A 16,790-nucleotide genomic window follows, 5' to 3' on the forward strand; every position below is an offset into this window, starting at 1 on the left:
AGTCAGAGCAGTGAAGCGCGACCGATGAGCACGATCGATACCGGCCTGACGCTGCTCAAAAGCGCCGCCGGCCGCGTCTCCGCCGTCAATGGCTGGATGGGCAACGCGTTCAAGGGCTGGATGCCGACAGGCCTCTATGCCCGCGCGCTCCTCATCATGATCGTGCCGATGGTGATCCTGCAATCGGTCGTCGCCTTCGTGTTCATGGAGCGGCACTGGAACACGGTGACACGCCGCCTGTCGGCCGCGGTGGTGCAGGACATCGCCGCACTGATCGACGTCTACAAGGGCTATCCGCAGGACAAGGATCGCGACCAGATCCGCCGCATCGCCCAGCAGCGCCTCGGCCTCGTCGTCGATTTCCTGCCCGCCGGCGACATGCCGCCGCCCGGGCCAAAACCGTTCTTCTCGCTGCTCGACCAGACGCTGTCGGTACAGCTCGGCCGCCAGATCGGACGCTCGTTCTGGATCGACACGGTCGGCCGATCCAACCTCGTCGAGATCCGCATCCAGCTCGACGACGCCGTGATGCGCGTGTTCGCGCAACGCAGCGCCGCCTACGCCTCGAACTCGGAAATCTTCCTGTTCTGGATGGTCGGCACGTCGTCGATCCTGCTGATCGTCGCCGTGCTGTTCCTGCGCAACCAGATCAAGCCGATCCTGCGGCTTGCCGATGCCGCGGAAAGTTTCGGCAAGGGCCGCGAGGCGCCGAACTTCCGACCCAGAGGCGCGCGCGAGGTGCGGCGCGCGGCGGTCGCCTTCCTCGAAATGAAATCGCGCATCGAGCGCACGATGGAGCAGCGCACCGCGATGCTCGCCGGCGTCAGCCATGATCTGCGTACCATCCTGACCCGGTTCAAGCTCGAGCTGGCGCTGATCGGCGACAACCCCGAATTGGAAGGCATGCGCAAGGACGTCGACGAGATGTCGATGATGCTGGAGGATTACCTCGCTTTCGCGCGCGGCGATTCCGGCGAGCAGTCGCAGCCGACCGACATGGCGCAGGCGCTCGAGGAGCTTCGCAGCGACGCGGAGCGTCACGGCCACACTGCGACCGTCGCGTTCAACGGACTGCCCGTGGTCACGGTGAAGCCGGCCTCGTTCAAGCGCTGCCTTGCCAACCTCGTCACCAACGCCGCCCGCTACGGCAAGGCCATCGCCATCACCGGCCAGCGCGATCACCGTTATCTGACCGTCACGGTCGACGACGACGGCCCAGGCATTCCCGCCCATTTGCGCGAAGAGGTGTTCAAGCCGTTCCTGCGGCTGGACAACGCCCGTAACCAGGACGAAGGCGGCACCGGCCTCGGCCTTGCCATCGCCCGCGACATCGCCCGCTCGCACGGCGGCGACATCACGCTCGGCGACAGCCCGATGGGGGGATTGCGAGCGAGCGTGCGGATACCGGTGTAGTTACTTCTCACCTCGCCCCGTAGGAACGGGGCGAGGGAGCGCACCGGTTTCGCGGCGCGGCCGCCTATTTCGGCAGTAGCGCTTTCAGCTTGTCGACGTCGCGCACGTTCATCTTGAAGCCGCCGGGCATCACGATGTCGCCGGGCTTCTGGTCCGGCTTGCAGGCTCCCAGCCACTTCGCTTCGAGAGTCATTGTGGTATCGCGCCCCGCGGTACCGGCGGCGCCGCCTTGCGCGTGCGAGGAGGTTTTCACGGTGTAGGCCGAGTTGAAATCGCCCGTGATCTCGGCATGCGAGGTCGTGCTGATGCCGGCGACGTTGCACTCGGAATCGCTGACATAGCCGGTCGCGGTCTTCCTGATGTCCTGCTTGGCGCAGATCTGCTTGGCCATCGGCGAGACGTTGTTGTTCATCTCCTTGTCGACGCTCTCGTCGGTGCAATGCTGCATGGTCATGTCCGGCATCGCCGAGCCGGTCCTGGCCATCTTCAGCTCCCACAGGCCGGCCTTACGCACCGGCAGATCGTCGGCGCAGGCCGCACCGGCCGACAGCACCAGGCAAAGAGTCGAGCCGAGCAAAACAAGTTTGCGCGTCATGTGAGAGGCTCCCGGCTGAGAGACGCGGCGTTACGACAACGCCTCAGTAGAGCGTGCGGATCGGCTGGTCGGCGGCACCATAGGGCACCCAGCGGCAGGAGAACGAGATGTAGCCGCCCTCATAGGCCTGCACCGCAAGGAATTTCACGACCTTGCCGTAGCGCGCGCAGTGATCGACCGCGGCCTGCCGGGCATCGACCTGCGTCGCCATCGAATAGGCGATGATGCCGCCGGTGTCGTTGCCCTTGAACGGAGGCACCGGAAGAAGATCGGCGCGCGCCGACTGGCTCGCCATCATACCCAAGGCAAGAAGGCCCGCGGCCGCAATGATTCGCATTCCCGTTACTCCAATTGGTTGGCGCCAGTTTACGGTGCCTGCGCGGCTGTGAAAAGAACGGAAGGCCTGTCTGACGCAGCATTGCAGTCAACTCTTGGCCGAGTGTTGCCGCGCTGCACTTGACCCCGCCCGGCCTTCGCGGCACCGTCCCACCCTCGCAGATCATGCTGTCTGGATTGCCCATGCGCGCCTCGCCCCCCCTGAAATCACTCCGTTTTGCCGCCGTGCTAGGCCTCCTGTTCGGGGCGCTGTCGCTCGGTGAGGCCAGGGCCGCCAATCCGCTGGAGCTGAATTTCTGGCTGAGCGGGCCGCGCTATGACGGTGCCGTCGCCGATTGCGACAAGGCGCTGCCGACAATCGCCACCCAGTTCTGGGAGAAGGAAAGCTCGTTCTGGAATTCCTCCTTGAAGATCACCGGCTTTACAGCCGTTCACGAGACCGCTTTCCGGCCCTGGCAGTCCGACAATATTCCGCGCCGCTATTGCACCGGCGAAGCCATGCTCACCGACGGCAAGATGCGCAAAGTGCACTTCTCGATCATCGAGGACGGCGGCTTCGCCGGCTACGGCAATGGCGTCGAATGGTGCGTGGTCGGGCTCGACCGCAACTGGGCCTACAACCCGGCCTGCCGCGCCGCTAGGCCCTGATTACAAGCCCTGATCGGAAGAGCGCTGATTCGCACCGATCGGGCGACTAAACGCTCCCGGCTCGAATTTTGTTCTTGAAATGTTCTTATCGCCTGCTAGGCTCGGTTGCACAGTCTAGTTGAGGGGCGTTGCCATGTTTTATTCCAGATTGCATTCGTTCTCCCGCCTGATGATCTCGCTGACCTTGGCCGCGGGACTGGCCACCCTCGCCGGCGGCGCGAAGGCCCAGGACAAGCGGCAGAACGCGCCCGGCGAATTCGACTTCTATGTGCTCTCGCTGTCGTGGTCTCCCTCCTTCTGCGAGGAGGCGGCGGAGCGCGGCGGCCGCTCGCAGATCCAGTGCAGCGGACGGCCCTACGCTTTCGTGGTGCATGGTCTGTGGCCGCAATATGAGAACGGTTTTCCGGAATATTGCCAGCGGCCGGCGCCGCGGCTGAACCGCAGCATCGTCTCCTCGATGCTCGACCTGATGCCCGCGCCGGGGCTGATCTTCAACGAGTGGGACAAGCACGGCACCTGCTCGGGGCTTGCCGACCGCGGCTATTTCGAGACGATCCGAAAGGCGCGCGCCGCGATCAAGATTCCGGCCGAATATCTCGATTTGTCGCAAGCCAAGACCGTGGCGCCGGCGGAGGTCGAGGAGGCTTTCATCAAGGCCAACCCGGGCCTCAGCAATGCCGCCGTCTCAATCACCTGCAACCGGACGCGGCTGTCCGAAGTCCGCATCTGCCTCAGCAAGGACCTGCAATTCCGGGCCTGCGAGGAGACCGACCGCCGCGCCTGCCGCCGCGACCAGGTGACGATGCCGCCGATCAGGGGCGGGTAGCGCGAGCTCTCGGCACGTGATGCCGGGCGCACATGCGCGAAATCCCGGCATCCAGATCGGCGGCGGCGAAATGGATTCTCAGATGCGCAATTGCGCCTCATGGTTCGGTGCGGGTGCACCGCCGTGAATGACAACAGTTACTTTCATCGCCCGATGTCGTAACTCTTCCTCATGAACTACCGCCACGCCTTCCATGCCGGCAGCTTCGCCGATGTCATCAAGCACATCGTGCTGGCACGCCTCATCACCTATCTGCAGGACAAGCCCGGGGCGTTCCGCGTCATCGACACCCATGCCGGCGCCGGCCTCTACGATCTCGAAGGCGACGAGGCGCGCCGCGGCGGCGAGTGGCTGACCGGCATCGCGCGGCTGATGCAGGCGCGGCTGTCGAACGAGACCGTAGCCCTGACGAAGCCTTATCTCGACATCGTCCGCGCCTACAATCCGAAGGGCGAACTCAAGGCCTATCCGGGCTCGCCGCTGATCGCGCGCGGCATGCTCAGGCCGCAGGACCGCCTCGTCGCCTGCGAGCTCGAGCCGAAGGCGCGCAAGGCGCTGATCGGCGTGCTGCGCCGCGACGAACAGGCCCGCGTGGTCGATCTCGACGGCTGGGTGGCGCTGCCGGCTTTCGTGCCGCCCAAGGAACGGCGCGGGGTCGTGCTGATCGACCCCCCGTTCGAGGCAAAGGACGAGTTCGAAAAGCTCGGCGAAGCCTTCTCGGCGGCTTTCGCGAAATGGGCGACCGGTATCTATGTAATCTGGTATCCCGCCAAGAGCCGGCGTGCCACCGACGCCCTGGCGCAATCAGTGGCTCGGCTCGCAGCCGCAGCAAAGCCGCCGGCAAATTGCCTGCGCCTCGAGTTCAGCGTTGCGCCGCAAGCCGACGGCTCGGCTCTCACCTCCACCGGCCTCCTGATCGTCAATCCCCCTTACACGCTGCATGGCGAGCTCAAGACGATCCTGCCCGAGCTGGAAATGCCGCTCGGCCAGGGCGGCGCTGCCAGATTCCGATTAGAGGTGCCGAGGCCGTAACACTCCGGCATTCTTGGGAAAAATATGCAGGAGCGGTAGTCAATCCGCAAAGAACCGTATTATGCTGTTTCCGTGACCGGCTTTACGTTCCGCTTCCGCGAATGGTTGCGGCGGAGTGAAGGCCTAAGAAAGATCCGACCGGACCGAAAGGTCCGCCCAAGGATGGCCAGCTCCCGGGCTTCGTAAGGCCCGGTCATGTCGTGACGTGAGTTGCGTCGCGGCGGAGGAGCAATGAGGGGGAGTTTCCCGATGGCCATGACGGGAACGGTGAAGTTTTTCAACGGCGAACGCGGCTACGGCTTTATTAAACCGGACGACGGAGGCCGCGACGTCTTCGTGCATATTACAGCTGTGGAGCGGGCCGGACTGAAGGACCTTGCCGAAGGACAGCGTATTACTTTCGAAGTCGAACCGGACAAGAAGGGGAAGGGGCCGAAAGCGGTCAATTTGGTCATCCTCTCCTAGCGATTCTGACGAAACACCTGGCGTAAAAAAAATCCCGGCCGCGAGCGGCCGGGAGGCTGTGGTCCGGTATTTTCTTCTTTGGCTATCAGAAGTGATAGTTCACGCCTGCGCGCACAACGCTGGCGCTATAGCCGTTTGACACGCCCGTAATTGCGAACTGGCTCGACGACAGATCGATGTAGAGATATTCGAGCTTGGCGCTCCAGTTCGGCGCGAAGCCGACTTCCGCGCCGGCACCGATGGTCCAGCCGGCGCTGGTGTGCGACTCCGTCCAGCCAAAGGTCTGCGCGCGCAGCTCACCGAAAGCGAGACCGGCAGTGCCGTAGAAGAGTATGTTGCTGAAGGCATAGCCGGCGCGGCCACGCAGCGTGCCGAACCACGGATTGGAGAACTTCCACGGCGCAAACGTGTCGTCGGCACCGGCGGCCTGGATGTCGCCTTCGACACCGAACACCCATGGGCCGTTCTGGAAATTGTACCCGGCCTGCACGCCGCCGACGAAGCCGGAGGGCTTGACGGGAGAGTTGCTCACCGAGCCCCATTCATAGCCGACATTGCCGCCGAGATACGGACCGGCCCAGCTATAGGCGTTGAGCGGCTGGTTGACGGTATAGGGCGCTCGCTGCCCGTAACTGAGATCGGCGGCCTCTGCCGAAGCTGTCCAGCCGGCTGCGACCAACGCGGCCGCGCCCACAACGAGCCTCTTCATCACACACTCCAACGCAACTGTCGCAACCTGTGCGATGCCGGCATCGCCGCGCCGGGCCGTGTCGCATGGTTACGAAACCAAGATCTTTTCGCGTAAGATTTATCGAGAGTTTTAAGTTAAAGCGCTGTTAAGCCGGGTTACCGCGCTGTTAACAGGCTTAAGCAAGTGTTACCGGGAACTGCGCCGTCATCTGTGCGTACGGCACGGCCGGAACTTCAAATCGGTCGCCCCAGCACCTAAATTCGTTCCATGGTTCACGATTCCCCTGACAATCCGGACGACGCGCGCGCGCGCAGACCCGTGCGCGGCACCGCGCCGGACGCCCCGCCCCGGGAAACGGACATGGGGCCGCCGGACCTCGATCCCGCGACCGCAAGCGGTGACGACGAGGACGATGCGCGGCTGCCTGATATCCTGGAAGAGAACGGCGCGGTCGGCGAAGAGCCGCTGGCGACCGGCCACGAGGCGATCGAGCGCGCGGTGCGCCTCGCCCCCACCTCGCCCGGCGTCTACCGCATGCTCAATGCGACCGCCGACGTGCTCTACGTCGGCAAGGCCAAGAACGTCAAAAAGCGCCTGTCCAACTATGCCCGCCAAAGCGCGCCGCAGCCGGCGCGCATCCTGCGCATGATCGCCGCCACGGTGACCGTCGAGATCGTCTCGACCAACACCGAGACCGAAGCGCTGCTGTTGGAGGCCAACCTCATCAAGCAGCTGCGGCCGCGCTTCAACGTGCAGCTGCGCGACGACAAGTCGTTTCCCTACATCCTGATCACCGGCGACCATTGGGCGCCGCAGATCCTCAAGCACCGCGGCGCGCAGACCCGGCCCGGGCGCTATTTCGGCCCGTTCGCCTCCGCCGGCGCCGTCAACCGCACCATCACGGCGCTGCAGCGCGCGTTCCTGATCCGCTCCTGCACGGATTCCTTCTTCGAGAGCCGCAGCCGGCCCTGCCTGCTCTACCAGATCCGCCGCTGCGCCGGTCCCTGCACCCGCGAGATCGACTTCCCCGGCTATACGACCCTGGTGCGCGAGGCGAGCGACTTCCTGTCCGGCAAGAGCCAGGCGGTGAAGCAGGAGCTCGCCGGCGAGATGGAGAAGGCTTCCGGCGAGCTCGAATTCGAGACCGCGGCACTCTACCGCGACCGCCTCGCCGCGCTGTCGGCGATTCAGTCGCAGCAGGGCATCAACCCGCGCACGGTGGAGGAAGCCGACGTGTTCGCCATCCACCAGGACGGCGGCTTCTCCTGCGTCGAGGTGTTCTTCTTCCGCACCGGGCAGAACTGGGGCAACCGCGCCTATTTTCCGCGCGCGGAGAAGAGCTATACGCCCGAAGAGGTGCTCGGCTCCTTCCTTGCCCAGTTCTACGACGACAAGCCGCCACCGCGGAACATCCTGCTCTCGCACGAGATCGAGGAGAGCGAGCTGCTCGCCAATGCGCTGTCGATCAAGGCCGGCCACAAGGTCGAGGTCGCCGCGCCCAAGCGCGGCGAGAAGAAGGAGCTCGTCACCCACGCGCTCACCAATGCGCGCGAAGCGCTGGGCCGCAAGCTCGCGGACACCGCGACGCAGGGCCGCCTGCTGGACGCCATGGCCACGACGCTGAGCCTGCCGCATTCGCCGAAGCGGATCGAGGTCTATGACAACAGCCACATCCAGGGCACCAACGCAGTCGGCGCCATGATCGTCGCCGGCCCGGACGGTTTCGTGAAGAACCAGTACCGCAAGTTCAACATCAAGTCGGAAGGGCTGACGCCCGGCGATGACTACGGCATGATGCGCGAGGTGCTGGAGCGCCGCTTCAAGCGCCTGATCAATCCGCCCGAGGAGGGCGCCAAGGTCAAGGACGACGATTTCCCGCAATGGCCCGATCTCGTGATCATCGACGGCGGCCGTGGCCAGCTCAACGCCGTCCGCGAGATCTTCACTAATCTCGGCCTGACCCAGGTCTCGCTGATGTCGGTGGCCAAGGGGCCCGACCGGGATGCCGGCCGCGAGACCCTGTTCATGCCGGAGCGCGAGGCGATCAAGCTGGAGCCGCGCGATCCCGTGCTCTATTTCATCCAGCGGCTGCGGGACGAGGCACACCGCTTCGTCATCGGCTCGCACCGCAAGCTGCGCAAGAAGGACATCCGCGAGGCCGGTTTGCAGGAGATTCCGGGCATCGGCCCGTCACGCAAACGTGCCTTGCTGCATCATTTCGGAACCTTGAAGGAGATCGAACGGGCCTCGATCGCCGATCTCGGCAAGGTTCCGGGGGTGAGCGCGGAGAGCGCTCGCAGGATTTTCGATTATTTCCATCCCCAGCCGGGGTGAACTAAGGGGGCCGCGGTCATATGGTCGTCGCATCCCGCGGCCCATTTTGGGAGCGGAACGGTTGACCTTCAGGCTGCAGCGGTATTGGTAGGACGAATGAACATCGCCACGACACGAGGGACGACCAGCCGCGCGATGTCCCTCCCGAACATCCTGACCTACGGCCGGATCGCCGCGATCCCGGTCGTGGTCGGGTGCATCTATGCACAGTCGATCATGGACGGCTCGCTGTGGCTGCGCTGGCTCGCGGTCGCCATTTTCATCGCGGCTGCGGTCACCGACTACCTCGACGGCTATTACGCGCGGATCTGGAATCAGCAATCGGCGTTCGGCCGGATGCTCGATCCGATCGCCGACAAGCTGCTGGTCGCCTCCTGCCTGCTGATGCTGGCCGCCGACGGCATCATCCACGGCTGGTCGCTATGGGCCGCGATCGTGATCCTGTGCCGCGAGATCCTGGTCTCGGGCCTGCGCGAATACCTCGCCGCTTTGCGGGTGAGCGTGCCCGTGACCAAGCTTGCGAAGTGGAAGACGACCGTTCAGCTCATCGCCATCGGCTTCCTGCTGGCCGGTCCGGCCGGCGACGAAGTGGTGCCCGTGGTCTCGATGATCGGGCTGGCGCTGCTGTGGGCCTCGGCGATCCTCACCATGTACACCGGCTACGACTATTTCCGTGCCGGCATCCATCACCTCATCAAGGAGGATGAGGGATGAAGGTGAAGTATTTCGCCTGGGTACGCGAGCGCGTCGGCAAGGCCGAGGAGACCATCGAGCCGCCTGCGACCGTGCGCACCGTGGAGGAGCTGATCGCCTGGCTGTCGGGCCAAAGCGAAGCCTACGCCTACGCGTTCGAGAAGCCGAAGGTGATCCGCGCCGCGATCGACCATGCCCACGTCAGGCCGGACGCTGCGATCGCGGGCGCCCGCGAGATCGCGTTCTTCCCGCCGATGACCGGCGGCTAGGCCATGTCTTCTCCCGTGACCACCTCCCCTGTGACCACCTCCCCTGCTACCACCTGCCCCGTCACCATCCGCATTCAGCAAGACGATTTCGACATCGCGCGCGAGATCGCGGCCCTGACCAGGAGCCGCACCGACATCGGCGCGGTCGTGAGCTTCTCCGGCATCTGCCGCGGCGACGAGGACAGTGCGAAGATCGCAGCGCTCACGCTCGAACATTATCCCGGCATGGCGGAGGAAGAGATCAGGCGCCATGCCGACGAGGCGGTATCGCGCTGGCCGCTCAACGGCGTCACTGTGATCCACCGTGTCGGCCGCTTCATGCCCGGCCAGAACATCGTGCTGGTGCTGACCGCCTCGCAGCACCGCCAGGCGGCATTCCAGGCGGCCGAGTTCCTGATGGACTATCTCAAGACCAACGCGCCGTTCTGGAAGAAGGAAGAGAGCGCCACCGGCACCGGCTGGGTCGAGGCCCATGCCCGTGACGACGAGGCGGCCGCACGCTGGACCCGATCCTGATGGCGAGAGCGACGAGAAAGACCCCGCGCGGCCCCGCCGCGCCAAAACTCGCGAAGGTCGGCCCCGGTGAGCTGGTCACGCTGATCGATTTCGTCCGCTATGCGGTCAGCCGCTTCAATGAGGCAAAGCTCGCCTTCGCCCATGGCACGACCGATCCGGTCGCCGAAGCCGCCTTCCTGGTCTGCGAAGCCCTGCATCTGCATCCCGACCAGTTCGAGATTTTTGCCCATGCCCGCCTCACGTCGGCGGAAGGCAAGACCCTGCTCGATCTCATCCATCAGCGCGTCACGACGCGCAAACCGGCCGCCTATCTCGTCAACAAGGTCTACATGCGCGGCCTGCCCTTCTATGTCGACGAGCGCGTCATCGTTCCGCGCTCCTTCATCGGCGAGCTCCTGGATTCGCATTTCGGCGGCGACGGCGATGCCGGCTCGCTGATCGACGATCCCACGGCCGTCGAGCGCGTGCTCGACCTCTGCACGGGATCGGGATGCCTCGCGATCCTCGCCGCACATCATTTCCCGAACGCGACGATCGATGCCGTCGATATCTCGAAGGGCGCGGTCGAAGTCGCCGCGCGAAATGTCCGCGAATACGGGCTCGACGACCGGATCAGTCTGCACCGCGGCGACCTGTTCACCCCGCTCGGTGACAACAAATACGATTTGATCATCACCAACCCGCCTTACGTCGACGCCGAAGGCATGGCGGCGCTGCCGCCGGAGTGCCGCGCCGAGCCGAAGCTCGCCTTCGACGGCGGTGCCGACGGCCTCGATGTGGTCCGCCGGATCCTGCGAGACGCGCCCGATCATCTGACGCCGGACGGCGGGCTGATCTGCGAGATCGGCCGCGGACGCGAACTGGTCGATGAGGCCTTTCCTGAACTGCCGCTGCTCTGGCTGGACACCGAGGAGTCCGAGGGCGAGGTTTTCTGGATCGCGGCGGCCGATCTGGGCTGATCCGTCACGACAGCTGCGACCCCGGCGGAACAAGTCAAATTCCGCCACGTTCATCCCCTGACGAATTTTCTCGCTCTCGGAGGATGTCCCGCATGCTCGCGCCATCGGGCGAATTGCTGCGCGCCGGCGTGGCGCTGAAACTCAACCATCTCAAGCGCGCCGCACAGTCCTATCTGCGTGACCGCACCAATCAGGCCACCGGACGCGCAACCTCCTATGCGGTCGCGGCGGGGCTGTTCGCGGCGGCCGGGCTGTTCCTGATCGCGACCTTCCTTGTCGGTCTGATCGCGCTGTATCGCTGGGTTGCGATCACATACGGACAATTCTGGGGCTTTGGCGCCGTCGCAGCCCTGCTCCTGGTGTTGGCTGCAGCCTGCGCCGGAGTGGCCATGGCCCAAATCAAGCGCCGGACCAGGCCGATCGTGCCGCTCGCCAGCCGCATGCGCGTTGCGATCGCCACACCGCGGATCCCGCGCGGGACGGTCCAGCAGGCGGTGAAGGAGGTCGCAACGACGATCCCGCTGGTTCCCCTCGCGCCCGGCGAACGCCGCCACGGCGGCAACATTTCGCGGGCTGCGACAAACCGGCCCGTACAGCTTGGCCTGATGCTCGCCGCGATCGGATTGGTGGGCTTCACAGCCGCGCGTCGGAGACGTCACGGTCACCGCTTGGACGCCTGACATGCGTGCGCGGCAGTCCGAGCAGTTCGACAGCTGGCTGCTGGTGGCAGCCACGACGGTTTTCGTGCTCACGGCGGAACGATACTTTCAGGACTCCGGCTTGATTCGGCCGGGGCCTCCGCAGGACCACCGCAACAACGAAGCAAGCTCACCGGAAACGAACCCGGCAGGCGCAGCCCTGCAGGCCGGCCATGGCCGCCGCTCGAAAAGCCCGTTCGCGATCCCCTGGAGGGGCTGGAAGGACATTTTCTGGCGGACCTACCAGCGCATCGACGACGACCGCCTGCTCGCGACCGCCGGCGGCGTCGTATTCTTCGGGCTGCTCGCGATCTTCCCCGCCGTCACCGCGCTGGTCTCTTCCTACGGACTGTTCGCCGACCCCTCGACGATCAGCAGCAATCTGCAAACGCTCGCGCTGATGCTGCCCGAGGGCGCGTTCCAGATCGTCGAGGACCAGGTCGCGCGCGTGGTGTCCAATGGCAATACGGCCCTCGGCGTGACTTTCCTGTTCGGCCTCCTGCTTGCGATCTGGAGCGCCAATGCCGGCGTCAAATCCATCTTCGACGCCCTCAACGTCGCCTATGAGGAGCGCGAGAAGCGCAGCTTCATCAAGCTGAACCTGATTTCTCTGAGTTTCACGGTCGGCGGCATCGCCGCACTGCTGTTGATGGTGGGCGCCGTGGTTGCCTTCCCGCTCGCGCTCGACCATCTCGGCATGGCGCCCGAGAGCAAGCTGATCGTCGCGCTGGCGCGCTGGCCGCTGCTGCTCGTCATCCTGCTGGCGGCGCTCGCCATCCTCTACCGCTTCGCGCCCAGTCGCGACGCGCCGCGCTGGCAGTGGCTGAGCATCGGCGCGGTGACGGCCGCGATCCTCTGGATTGCCGGCTCCGCCTTGTTGTCCTGGTATCTGTCCGAATTCGCCAATTACAACGCGACCTACGGCTCGCTCGGCGCGGCGATCGGACTGATGATGTGGATGTGGGTGTCGGCGATCGTCATCATGTTCGGCGCCGAGCTGAATTCGGAGATCGAACGGCAAACCCTGCGCGACACGACCACCGGGCGGCCCAAGCCGCTCGGCAACCGCGAGGCCGTCTCGGCCGATACGGTCGGCGCCGCAGCGCCAACCTGATCACGGCGGTCAGGCCGGAGATTGTCCGGCCTGACCGATTCGCCGTCACCGCTTGGTGATGACGGCTTCCAGATACTCGCTGTGCACCACGACCGTGCCGTCATCGGCATGGTTGAACTCGTCGAGCAGCGTCATGAGATCGCGCCGCAGCGCCGCCTGGCCGCTCTCGTCGAGGGCGGCGAACGCCTTCAGCATCGGCCCGTAAAACGACTTGAACACGTCGAGCCAGTGATCCGGCGAGCGATAGCGGAACACGAACATGCGCGGTTCGGCGGCGATCTCCGAGGCCTGGCCTCCGAACATCTCCTCGAGCCGCGCCGGCGTGCCCCACAGCGCGGGCGACTTCACCCCTGCCGGCGGCGGCAAATGCTTGCCGATAATCTTGAAGAGCTGGCCGATAAAGCCTTGCGGCGTCCAATTGGCGAGGCCGATCTTGCCGCCGGATTTGCAGACCCGCGCGAGCTCGGAAGCCGCCTTGTCCTGGTCCGGCGTGAACATGACGCCGAAGGTCGAAAGCACGACGTCGTAGCTCGCATCCGCAAACGGCAACGCTTCGGCGTCCGCCTCGCGGAACTCGACCATCAGATGCTCCGCCGCGGCCCGCTCGCGGCCGCGCTTGAGCAGCGCCGGCACATAGTCGGTGGATGTGACGTCACACCAGCGCCGCGCCGCTGCCAGCGTCGCATTGCCGTTGCCGGCGGCGACGTCCAGCACCTTGCTGCCGGCGCGCAGGTCGAGCGCCTCGCAGAGCTGCTCGCCGACGATCTGCAAGGTGGTGCCGACGACGGCATAGTCGCCGGACGACCAGGCGCCGTGCTGGCGCTGCTTCACGGCGGCGAGATCGGGTTGAGCGGTGGCCGGCTTGATCGCGGCGGATGTCGACATGGCAATCTCCTGCGGTTGAAAACGCCGGGACGATAGGGCGCATGCGGTTCGCTGGCCTTGAGAGCGGCGTTATTTTAGGCTGAGAGCACCTTGATTTCCGGACAGGAGCCGAGGAGCAGCGTGACATTTCAGTTCGAGGATTTCGTGCTCGATCCCGAACGCCGCGAATTGCGGCAGATGGAGACGCTCGTCGCGATCGAGCCCCAGGTGTTCGATCTGCTGCTCTATCTGGTCCGCAACCGTGAGCGCGTGGTGACACGGGACAATCTGCTCGACGCGATCTGGAACGGCCGCGTCGTCTCGGAATCCACGCTGACCAGCCGGATCAACGCGGCGCGCCGTGCGGTCAACGACAATGGCGACGAGCAGCGGCTGATCCGCACCATCGCCCGCAAGGGCATGCGGTTCGTCGGCGAGGTGACCGAGCACTCCAAAGCAGCAACACCGGCTGCGGCGGCCGGACCGTCCGCCCCGCCACCGGCGGCCTTGCAGCTGCCCGACCGTCCCGCCATCGCGGTCCTGCCCTTCGTCAACATGAGCGGCGAGGCCGAACAGGATTATTTCTCCGACGGCATCAGCGAGGACATCATCACCGCGCTATCGAAGCTGCGCTGGTTCTTCGTCATCGCGCGCAACTCCTCCTTTGTCTACAAGGGCCGCGCGGTTCACCTGCGCCAGATCGCCGAAGAGCTGGGCGTGCGCTATGTCGTCGAGGGCAGCGTCCGCAAGGAAGGCGACCGCGTCCGCATCACCGCGCAGCTCAACGACGTCGCGACCGGCAGCCATCTCTGGGCCGAACGCTACGACCGCGAGCTCGCCGACGTCTTCGCCGTGCAGGACGAGATCACTGAACGCATCGTCGCCGCGATCGAGCCGCAGCTCTATGCCGCGGAGAATTTTCGCGCCGAGCGCAAGCCGCCCGGCAGCATGGATGCCTGGGATCTCGTGATGCGCGCCCTCTCCCACTACTGGCGCGTGACGCGGCACGATCACGTGGTGGCACAGGCCCTGCTCGAAAAGGCCATCGCGCTCGACCCCGACTACGGCAAGGCGCTCGGGCTGCTCGGCACAAGCTACATGTTCACGGCGCATATGGGCTGGATGGAGATGGCCGCCGCCATATCCGCCGCCGAGCGCGCGGCGGGGGCCGCAATCCGCGCCGACAGTGAGGATGCCTGGGCGCACAATGCGCTCGGCCATGTCAATCTGTTCGCACGGCGGTTCGACGACTCGCTGGCCGAATTCGAGACCGCGCTGCGGCTCAATCCGAACTTTGCGCTCGCGCAGGGCTATTATGGGCTGGCGCTCGGCTATTGCGGCCGCTGGCGGGACGCCGACGAGGCGGCGCGGCGAGCGATCCGCCTCAGCCCGCGCGATCCCTACGCGCCGGTCTATTTCGGCATCGCCGCCTTTGCCCGCTTCCTCGGCAGCGACTACGAAGAAGCCATCCGACTGGCGCAGGAATCCCTGCGCCAGCGCAGCGATTTCGTCGGCGGACACCGGGTACTGACCGCGGCCGCCGGCATGGCCGGGAATGCCGAGACCGCCAGCGCGGCCCTGAAGGAACTCCGCCGCGCGCAGCCAAACGTGTCGCTGGCCTGGATCGCCGAGTTCATGCCGATCAGGCTCGCCCCCGACCGCGAGCACTACCTCGAAGGCTTTCGCCGCGCCGGGCTGACCTGACCCGCGAACAGGCCGCTATCCCCTCGAATCAACAATGATGTTAGGCTCGTGCCGCTTGGGGGAGCATGAGGCGTGACGGGGTCGCACAGCGGCCCGTGTTTTCCCGGGGTGAGGCAGCAGCTCTTTGAGGCGTAGCGCGCGGCATGATTCGCATTTCGACGATCTTCATCGCCATCTGCATGGTTCTGGTCGCGGCCTCGCTCGGGCTTGTGCTCTACGCGGTCGCGGGCATCAGCGGAACCGAATCAGCGATCGTGGCGCTGACCGCCCTGACCTTCCTGATCCTCTACAATGCAGTGTCGATGCGGCTGCGCGACCGCAGCGACGTCGGCGGCCAGATCGCCGACCTCTCGCGCGGCACCGCCGACCTCGCCCGCCAGGTGGCCGAGTTCGGCCGCCGGCTTGCGGCCGTCGAGGGGCGCATCGCTTCTTCCAATTCGACCAACTCCGACCGCATCCAGTCGGTGGTGGGCGAGATCAACGAGCTCGGCGGATTGGTCAGGCAGCTCGCCACCACCGTGTCGGCCCATGAGGATCTGATGGCCGGCCACGCGCCGGTGCCGGCCCCCGCCCCGGTCGCGAGGCCGGAGCCGGAGGCGCCGCTCGACCTGATTGCGTCGTTCGAGGAGCTGCCGGCTGCCCCTCCCCCAGTGCCCGCACCGCCGGCGCGGCCGGCCCCACCGGCGGTCCAGAGCCGGACCGCCAATCCGGTTCAGACGGCCAATGGCCGCAACCAGACCCAATTGCTGGCGACGCTGCGCAACGCGATCGACGAGAACCGCATCGACATCTTCCTCCAGCCGATGGTGACGCTGCCGCAGCGCAAGGTCCGGTTCTACGAGGCGGTCACGCGCCTGCGCGACGAGCGCGACCAGCTGATCGCGGCCGAGGAATTCATCAGCATCGCGGAGGCCTCGGGCCTGATCGGGCGCATCGACAACATGGTGATGCTGCGCTGTGTGCAGGTGCTGCGGCGACTGATGGTGCGCAACAAGGACGTCGGCGTGTTCTGCAACGTCGCGGCCTCCACGCTCGGCAATTCCACCACCTTCGCGCAATATCTCGACTTCCTCGAAGCCAACCGGGCGCTGGCGCCCTCGCTGGTGCTCGAATTCAAGCAATCGACGTTCCGCAATCTCGGCCCGGCCGAGACCGAGAATCTTGCTGCGCTCGCGCAGCGCGGCTTCCGTTTCTCCATCGACCATGTCACGGATTTGCGCATCGAGCCGCGCGAGCTCGCCGACCGCGGCGTGCGCTTCATCAAGGTGCCGGCGACGCTGCTGCTCGACCCGAAACAGGCGTCGGCCTCGGACATCCACCCCTCCGACCTCTCCGACCTGCTCGGTCGCTTCGGCATCGACCTGATCGCCGAGCGGATCGAGGGCGAGCGCGCCGTGATTGACCTGCTCGACTATGACGTTCGGTTCGGCCAGGGGTTCCTGTTCGCGCCGCCCCGGCCATTGCGGCCGGAGGGGGCATCTGCTACCGGCGGGGCCGCGCCGACCCAGGCGCAGGACACTCAGGGATCCAATGGCTCCGGCACACCAAGCCCAGGCGCGACGTCAGCCGCGCCTCCGGCACAACGCATCACCGGCAACGCCGCGCTGGCGCGCCGCCTCTGATCGGCCGCGCG

18 protein-coding genes are annotated in these 16,790 nt (G+C 65.7%); 14 read left to right on the plus strand and 4 right to left on the minus strand.

Annotated elements, in window-relative coordinates; translation table 11 throughout:
* The first annotated feature begins 24 nt into the window (after positions 1-24).
* Positions 25-1,413 carry an ATP-binding protein gene (locus NR187_RS16090; RefSeq protein WP_211381471.1) on the plus strand — a complete coding sequence of 463 codons (1,389 nt, stop codon included), beginning with the start codon at positions 25-27 and terminating at the stop codon, positions 1,411-1,413.
* A 64-nt stretch (positions 1,414-1,477) separates the two neighbouring features.
* On the opposite strand, the gene NR187_RS16095 is transcribed toward NR187_RS16090, so the two are convergent.
* Both NR187_RS16095 and NR187_RS16100 read right to left on the minus strand, forming a co-directional pair.
* A complete protein-coding gene (locus NR187_RS16095; protein ID WP_211381470.1) occupies positions 1,478-2,008 on the minus strand; it encodes a DUF3617 family protein in 531 nt (176 codons plus the stop codon).
* A 43-nt stretch (positions 2,009-2,051) separates the two neighbouring features.
* Positions 2,052-2,345 carry a hypothetical protein gene (locus NR187_RS16100; protein WP_211381469.1) on the minus strand — a complete coding sequence of 98 codons (294 nt, stop codon included), beginning with the start codon at positions 2,343-2,345 and terminating at the stop codon, positions 2,052-2,054.
* 182 nt (positions 2,346-2,527) lie between these two features.
* On the opposite strand from NR187_RS16100, the gene NR187_RS16105 reads away from it, so the two are divergent.
* From NR187_RS16105 to NR187_RS16120, 4 genes are all read left to right on the plus strand, one after another.
* Positions 2,528-2,992 carry a hypothetical protein gene (locus tag NR187_RS16105; RefSeq protein WP_211381468.1) on the plus strand — a complete coding sequence of 155 codons (465 nt, stop codon included), beginning with the start codon at positions 2,528-2,530 and terminating at the stop codon, positions 2,990-2,992.
* A gap of 133 nt (positions 2,993-3,125) precedes the next feature.
* The gene (locus NR187_RS16110) at positions 3,126-3,818 is read left to right on the plus strand and encodes a ribonuclease T2 (protein WP_211381467.1); all 693 of its coding nucleotides are present in this window, start codon (positions 3,126-3,128) and stop codon (positions 3,816-3,818) included.
* 171 nt (positions 3,819-3,989) lie between these two features.
* On the plus strand, positions 3,990-4,850 hold the full coding sequence (locus NR187_RS16115) for a 23S rRNA (adenine(2030)-N(6))-methyltransferase RlmJ (RefSeq protein WP_256807023.1): 861 nt from the start codon (positions 3,990-3,992) through the stop codon (positions 4,848-4,850).
* Between the two features lie 249 nt (positions 4,851-5,099).
* Positions 5,100-5,315 carry a cold-shock protein gene (locus tag NR187_RS16120; RefSeq protein ID WP_008544396.1) on the plus strand — a complete coding sequence of 72 codons (216 nt, stop codon included), beginning with the start codon at positions 5,100-5,102 and terminating at the stop codon, positions 5,313-5,315.
* A gap of 85 nt (positions 5,316-5,400) precedes the next feature.
* Here NR187_RS16120 and NR187_RS16125 read toward each other — a convergent pair whose 3' ends face one another.
* Positions 5,401-6,024, minus strand: coding sequence for an outer membrane protein (locus NR187_RS16125; RefSeq protein WP_211381465.1), 624 nt, complete (start codon positions 6,022-6,024; stop codon positions 5,401-5,403).
* A gap of 249 nt (positions 6,025-6,273) precedes the next feature.
* Here NR187_RS16125 and uvrC point away from each other — a divergent pair, with 249 nt between their 5' ends.
* The 7 genes from uvrC (at position 6,274) to NR187_RS16160 (ending at position 12,589) form a co-directional block, all read left to right on the plus strand.
* A complete protein-coding gene (gene uvrC, locus NR187_RS16130) occupies positions 6,274-8,340 on the plus strand; it encodes an excinuclease ABC subunit UvrC (protein WP_211381464.1) in 2,067 nt (688 codons plus the stop codon).
* A 96-nt stretch (positions 8,341-8,436) separates the two neighbouring features.
* On the plus strand, positions 8,437-9,054 hold the full coding sequence (gene pgsA, locus NR187_RS16135) for a CDP-diacylglycerol--glycerol-3-phosphate 3-phosphatidyltransferase (protein ID WP_211381463.1): 618 nt from the start codon (positions 8,437-8,439) through the stop codon (positions 9,052-9,054).
* Positions 9,051-9,302, plus strand: a complete 252-nt coding sequence (gene moaD / locus NR187_RS16140; protein ID WP_211381462.1) for a molybdopterin converting factor subunit 1 — start codon at positions 9,051-9,053, stop codon at positions 9,300-9,302. The genes pgsA and moaD overlap by 4 nt, the downstream gene beginning before the upstream one ends.
* A gap of 3 nt (positions 9,303-9,305) precedes the next feature.
* A complete protein-coding gene (locus tag NR187_RS16145) occupies positions 9,306-9,818 on the plus strand; it encodes a molybdenum cofactor biosynthesis protein MoaE (RefSeq protein ID WP_211381461.1) in 513 nt (170 codons plus the stop codon).
* On the plus strand, positions 9,818-10,777 hold the full coding sequence (prmB, locus tag NR187_RS16150) for a 50S ribosomal protein L3 N(5)-glutamine methyltransferase (protein WP_211381460.1): 960 nt from the start codon (positions 9,818-9,820) through the stop codon (positions 10,775-10,777). The genes NR187_RS16145 and prmB overlap by 1 nt, the downstream gene beginning before the upstream one ends.
* Before the next feature lie 92 nt (positions 10,778-10,869).
* Positions 10,870-11,457, plus strand: a complete 588-nt coding sequence (locus NR187_RS16155; protein ID WP_211381459.1) for a phage holin family protein — start codon at positions 10,870-10,872, stop codon at positions 11,455-11,457.
* 1 nt (position 11,458) lies between these two features.
* Positions 11,459-12,589, plus strand: a complete 1,131-nt coding sequence (locus NR187_RS16160; protein ID WP_211381458.1) for a YihY/virulence factor BrkB family protein — start codon at positions 11,459-11,461, stop codon at positions 12,587-12,589.
* A 45-nt stretch (positions 12,590-12,634) separates the two neighbouring features.
* Here NR187_RS16160 and NR187_RS16165 read toward each other — a convergent pair whose 3' ends face one another.
* The gene (locus tag NR187_RS16165) at positions 12,635-13,474 is read right to left on the minus strand and encodes a class I SAM-dependent methyltransferase (protein WP_211381457.1); all 840 of its coding nucleotides are present in this window, start codon (positions 13,472-13,474) and stop codon (positions 12,635-12,637) included.
* 120 nt (positions 13,475-13,594) lie between these two features.
* Here NR187_RS16165 and NR187_RS16170 point away from each other — a divergent pair, with 120 nt between their 5' ends.
* Positions 13,595-15,157 (plus strand): winged helix-turn-helix domain-containing protein, encoded by a 1,563-nt coding sequence (locus NR187_RS16170; RefSeq protein ID WP_211381456.1) that lies wholly within the window; start codon positions 13,595-13,597, stop codon positions 15,155-15,157.
* 143 nt (positions 15,158-15,300) lie between these two features.
* Positions 15,301-16,779: an EAL domain-containing protein gene (locus tag NR187_RS16175; RefSeq protein ID WP_211381455.1), complete on the plus strand. Its 1,479-nt coding sequence runs from the start codon at positions 15,301-15,303 to the stop codon at positions 16,777-16,779.
* Positions 16,780-16,790: the final 11 nt, after the last annotated feature.

The organism is Bradyrhizobium sp. Bra64 (genome assembly GCF_024519875.1).
GTDB lineage: Bacteria > Pseudomonadota > Alphaproteobacteria > Rhizobiales > Xanthobacteraceae > Bradyrhizobium > Bradyrhizobium japonicum_G.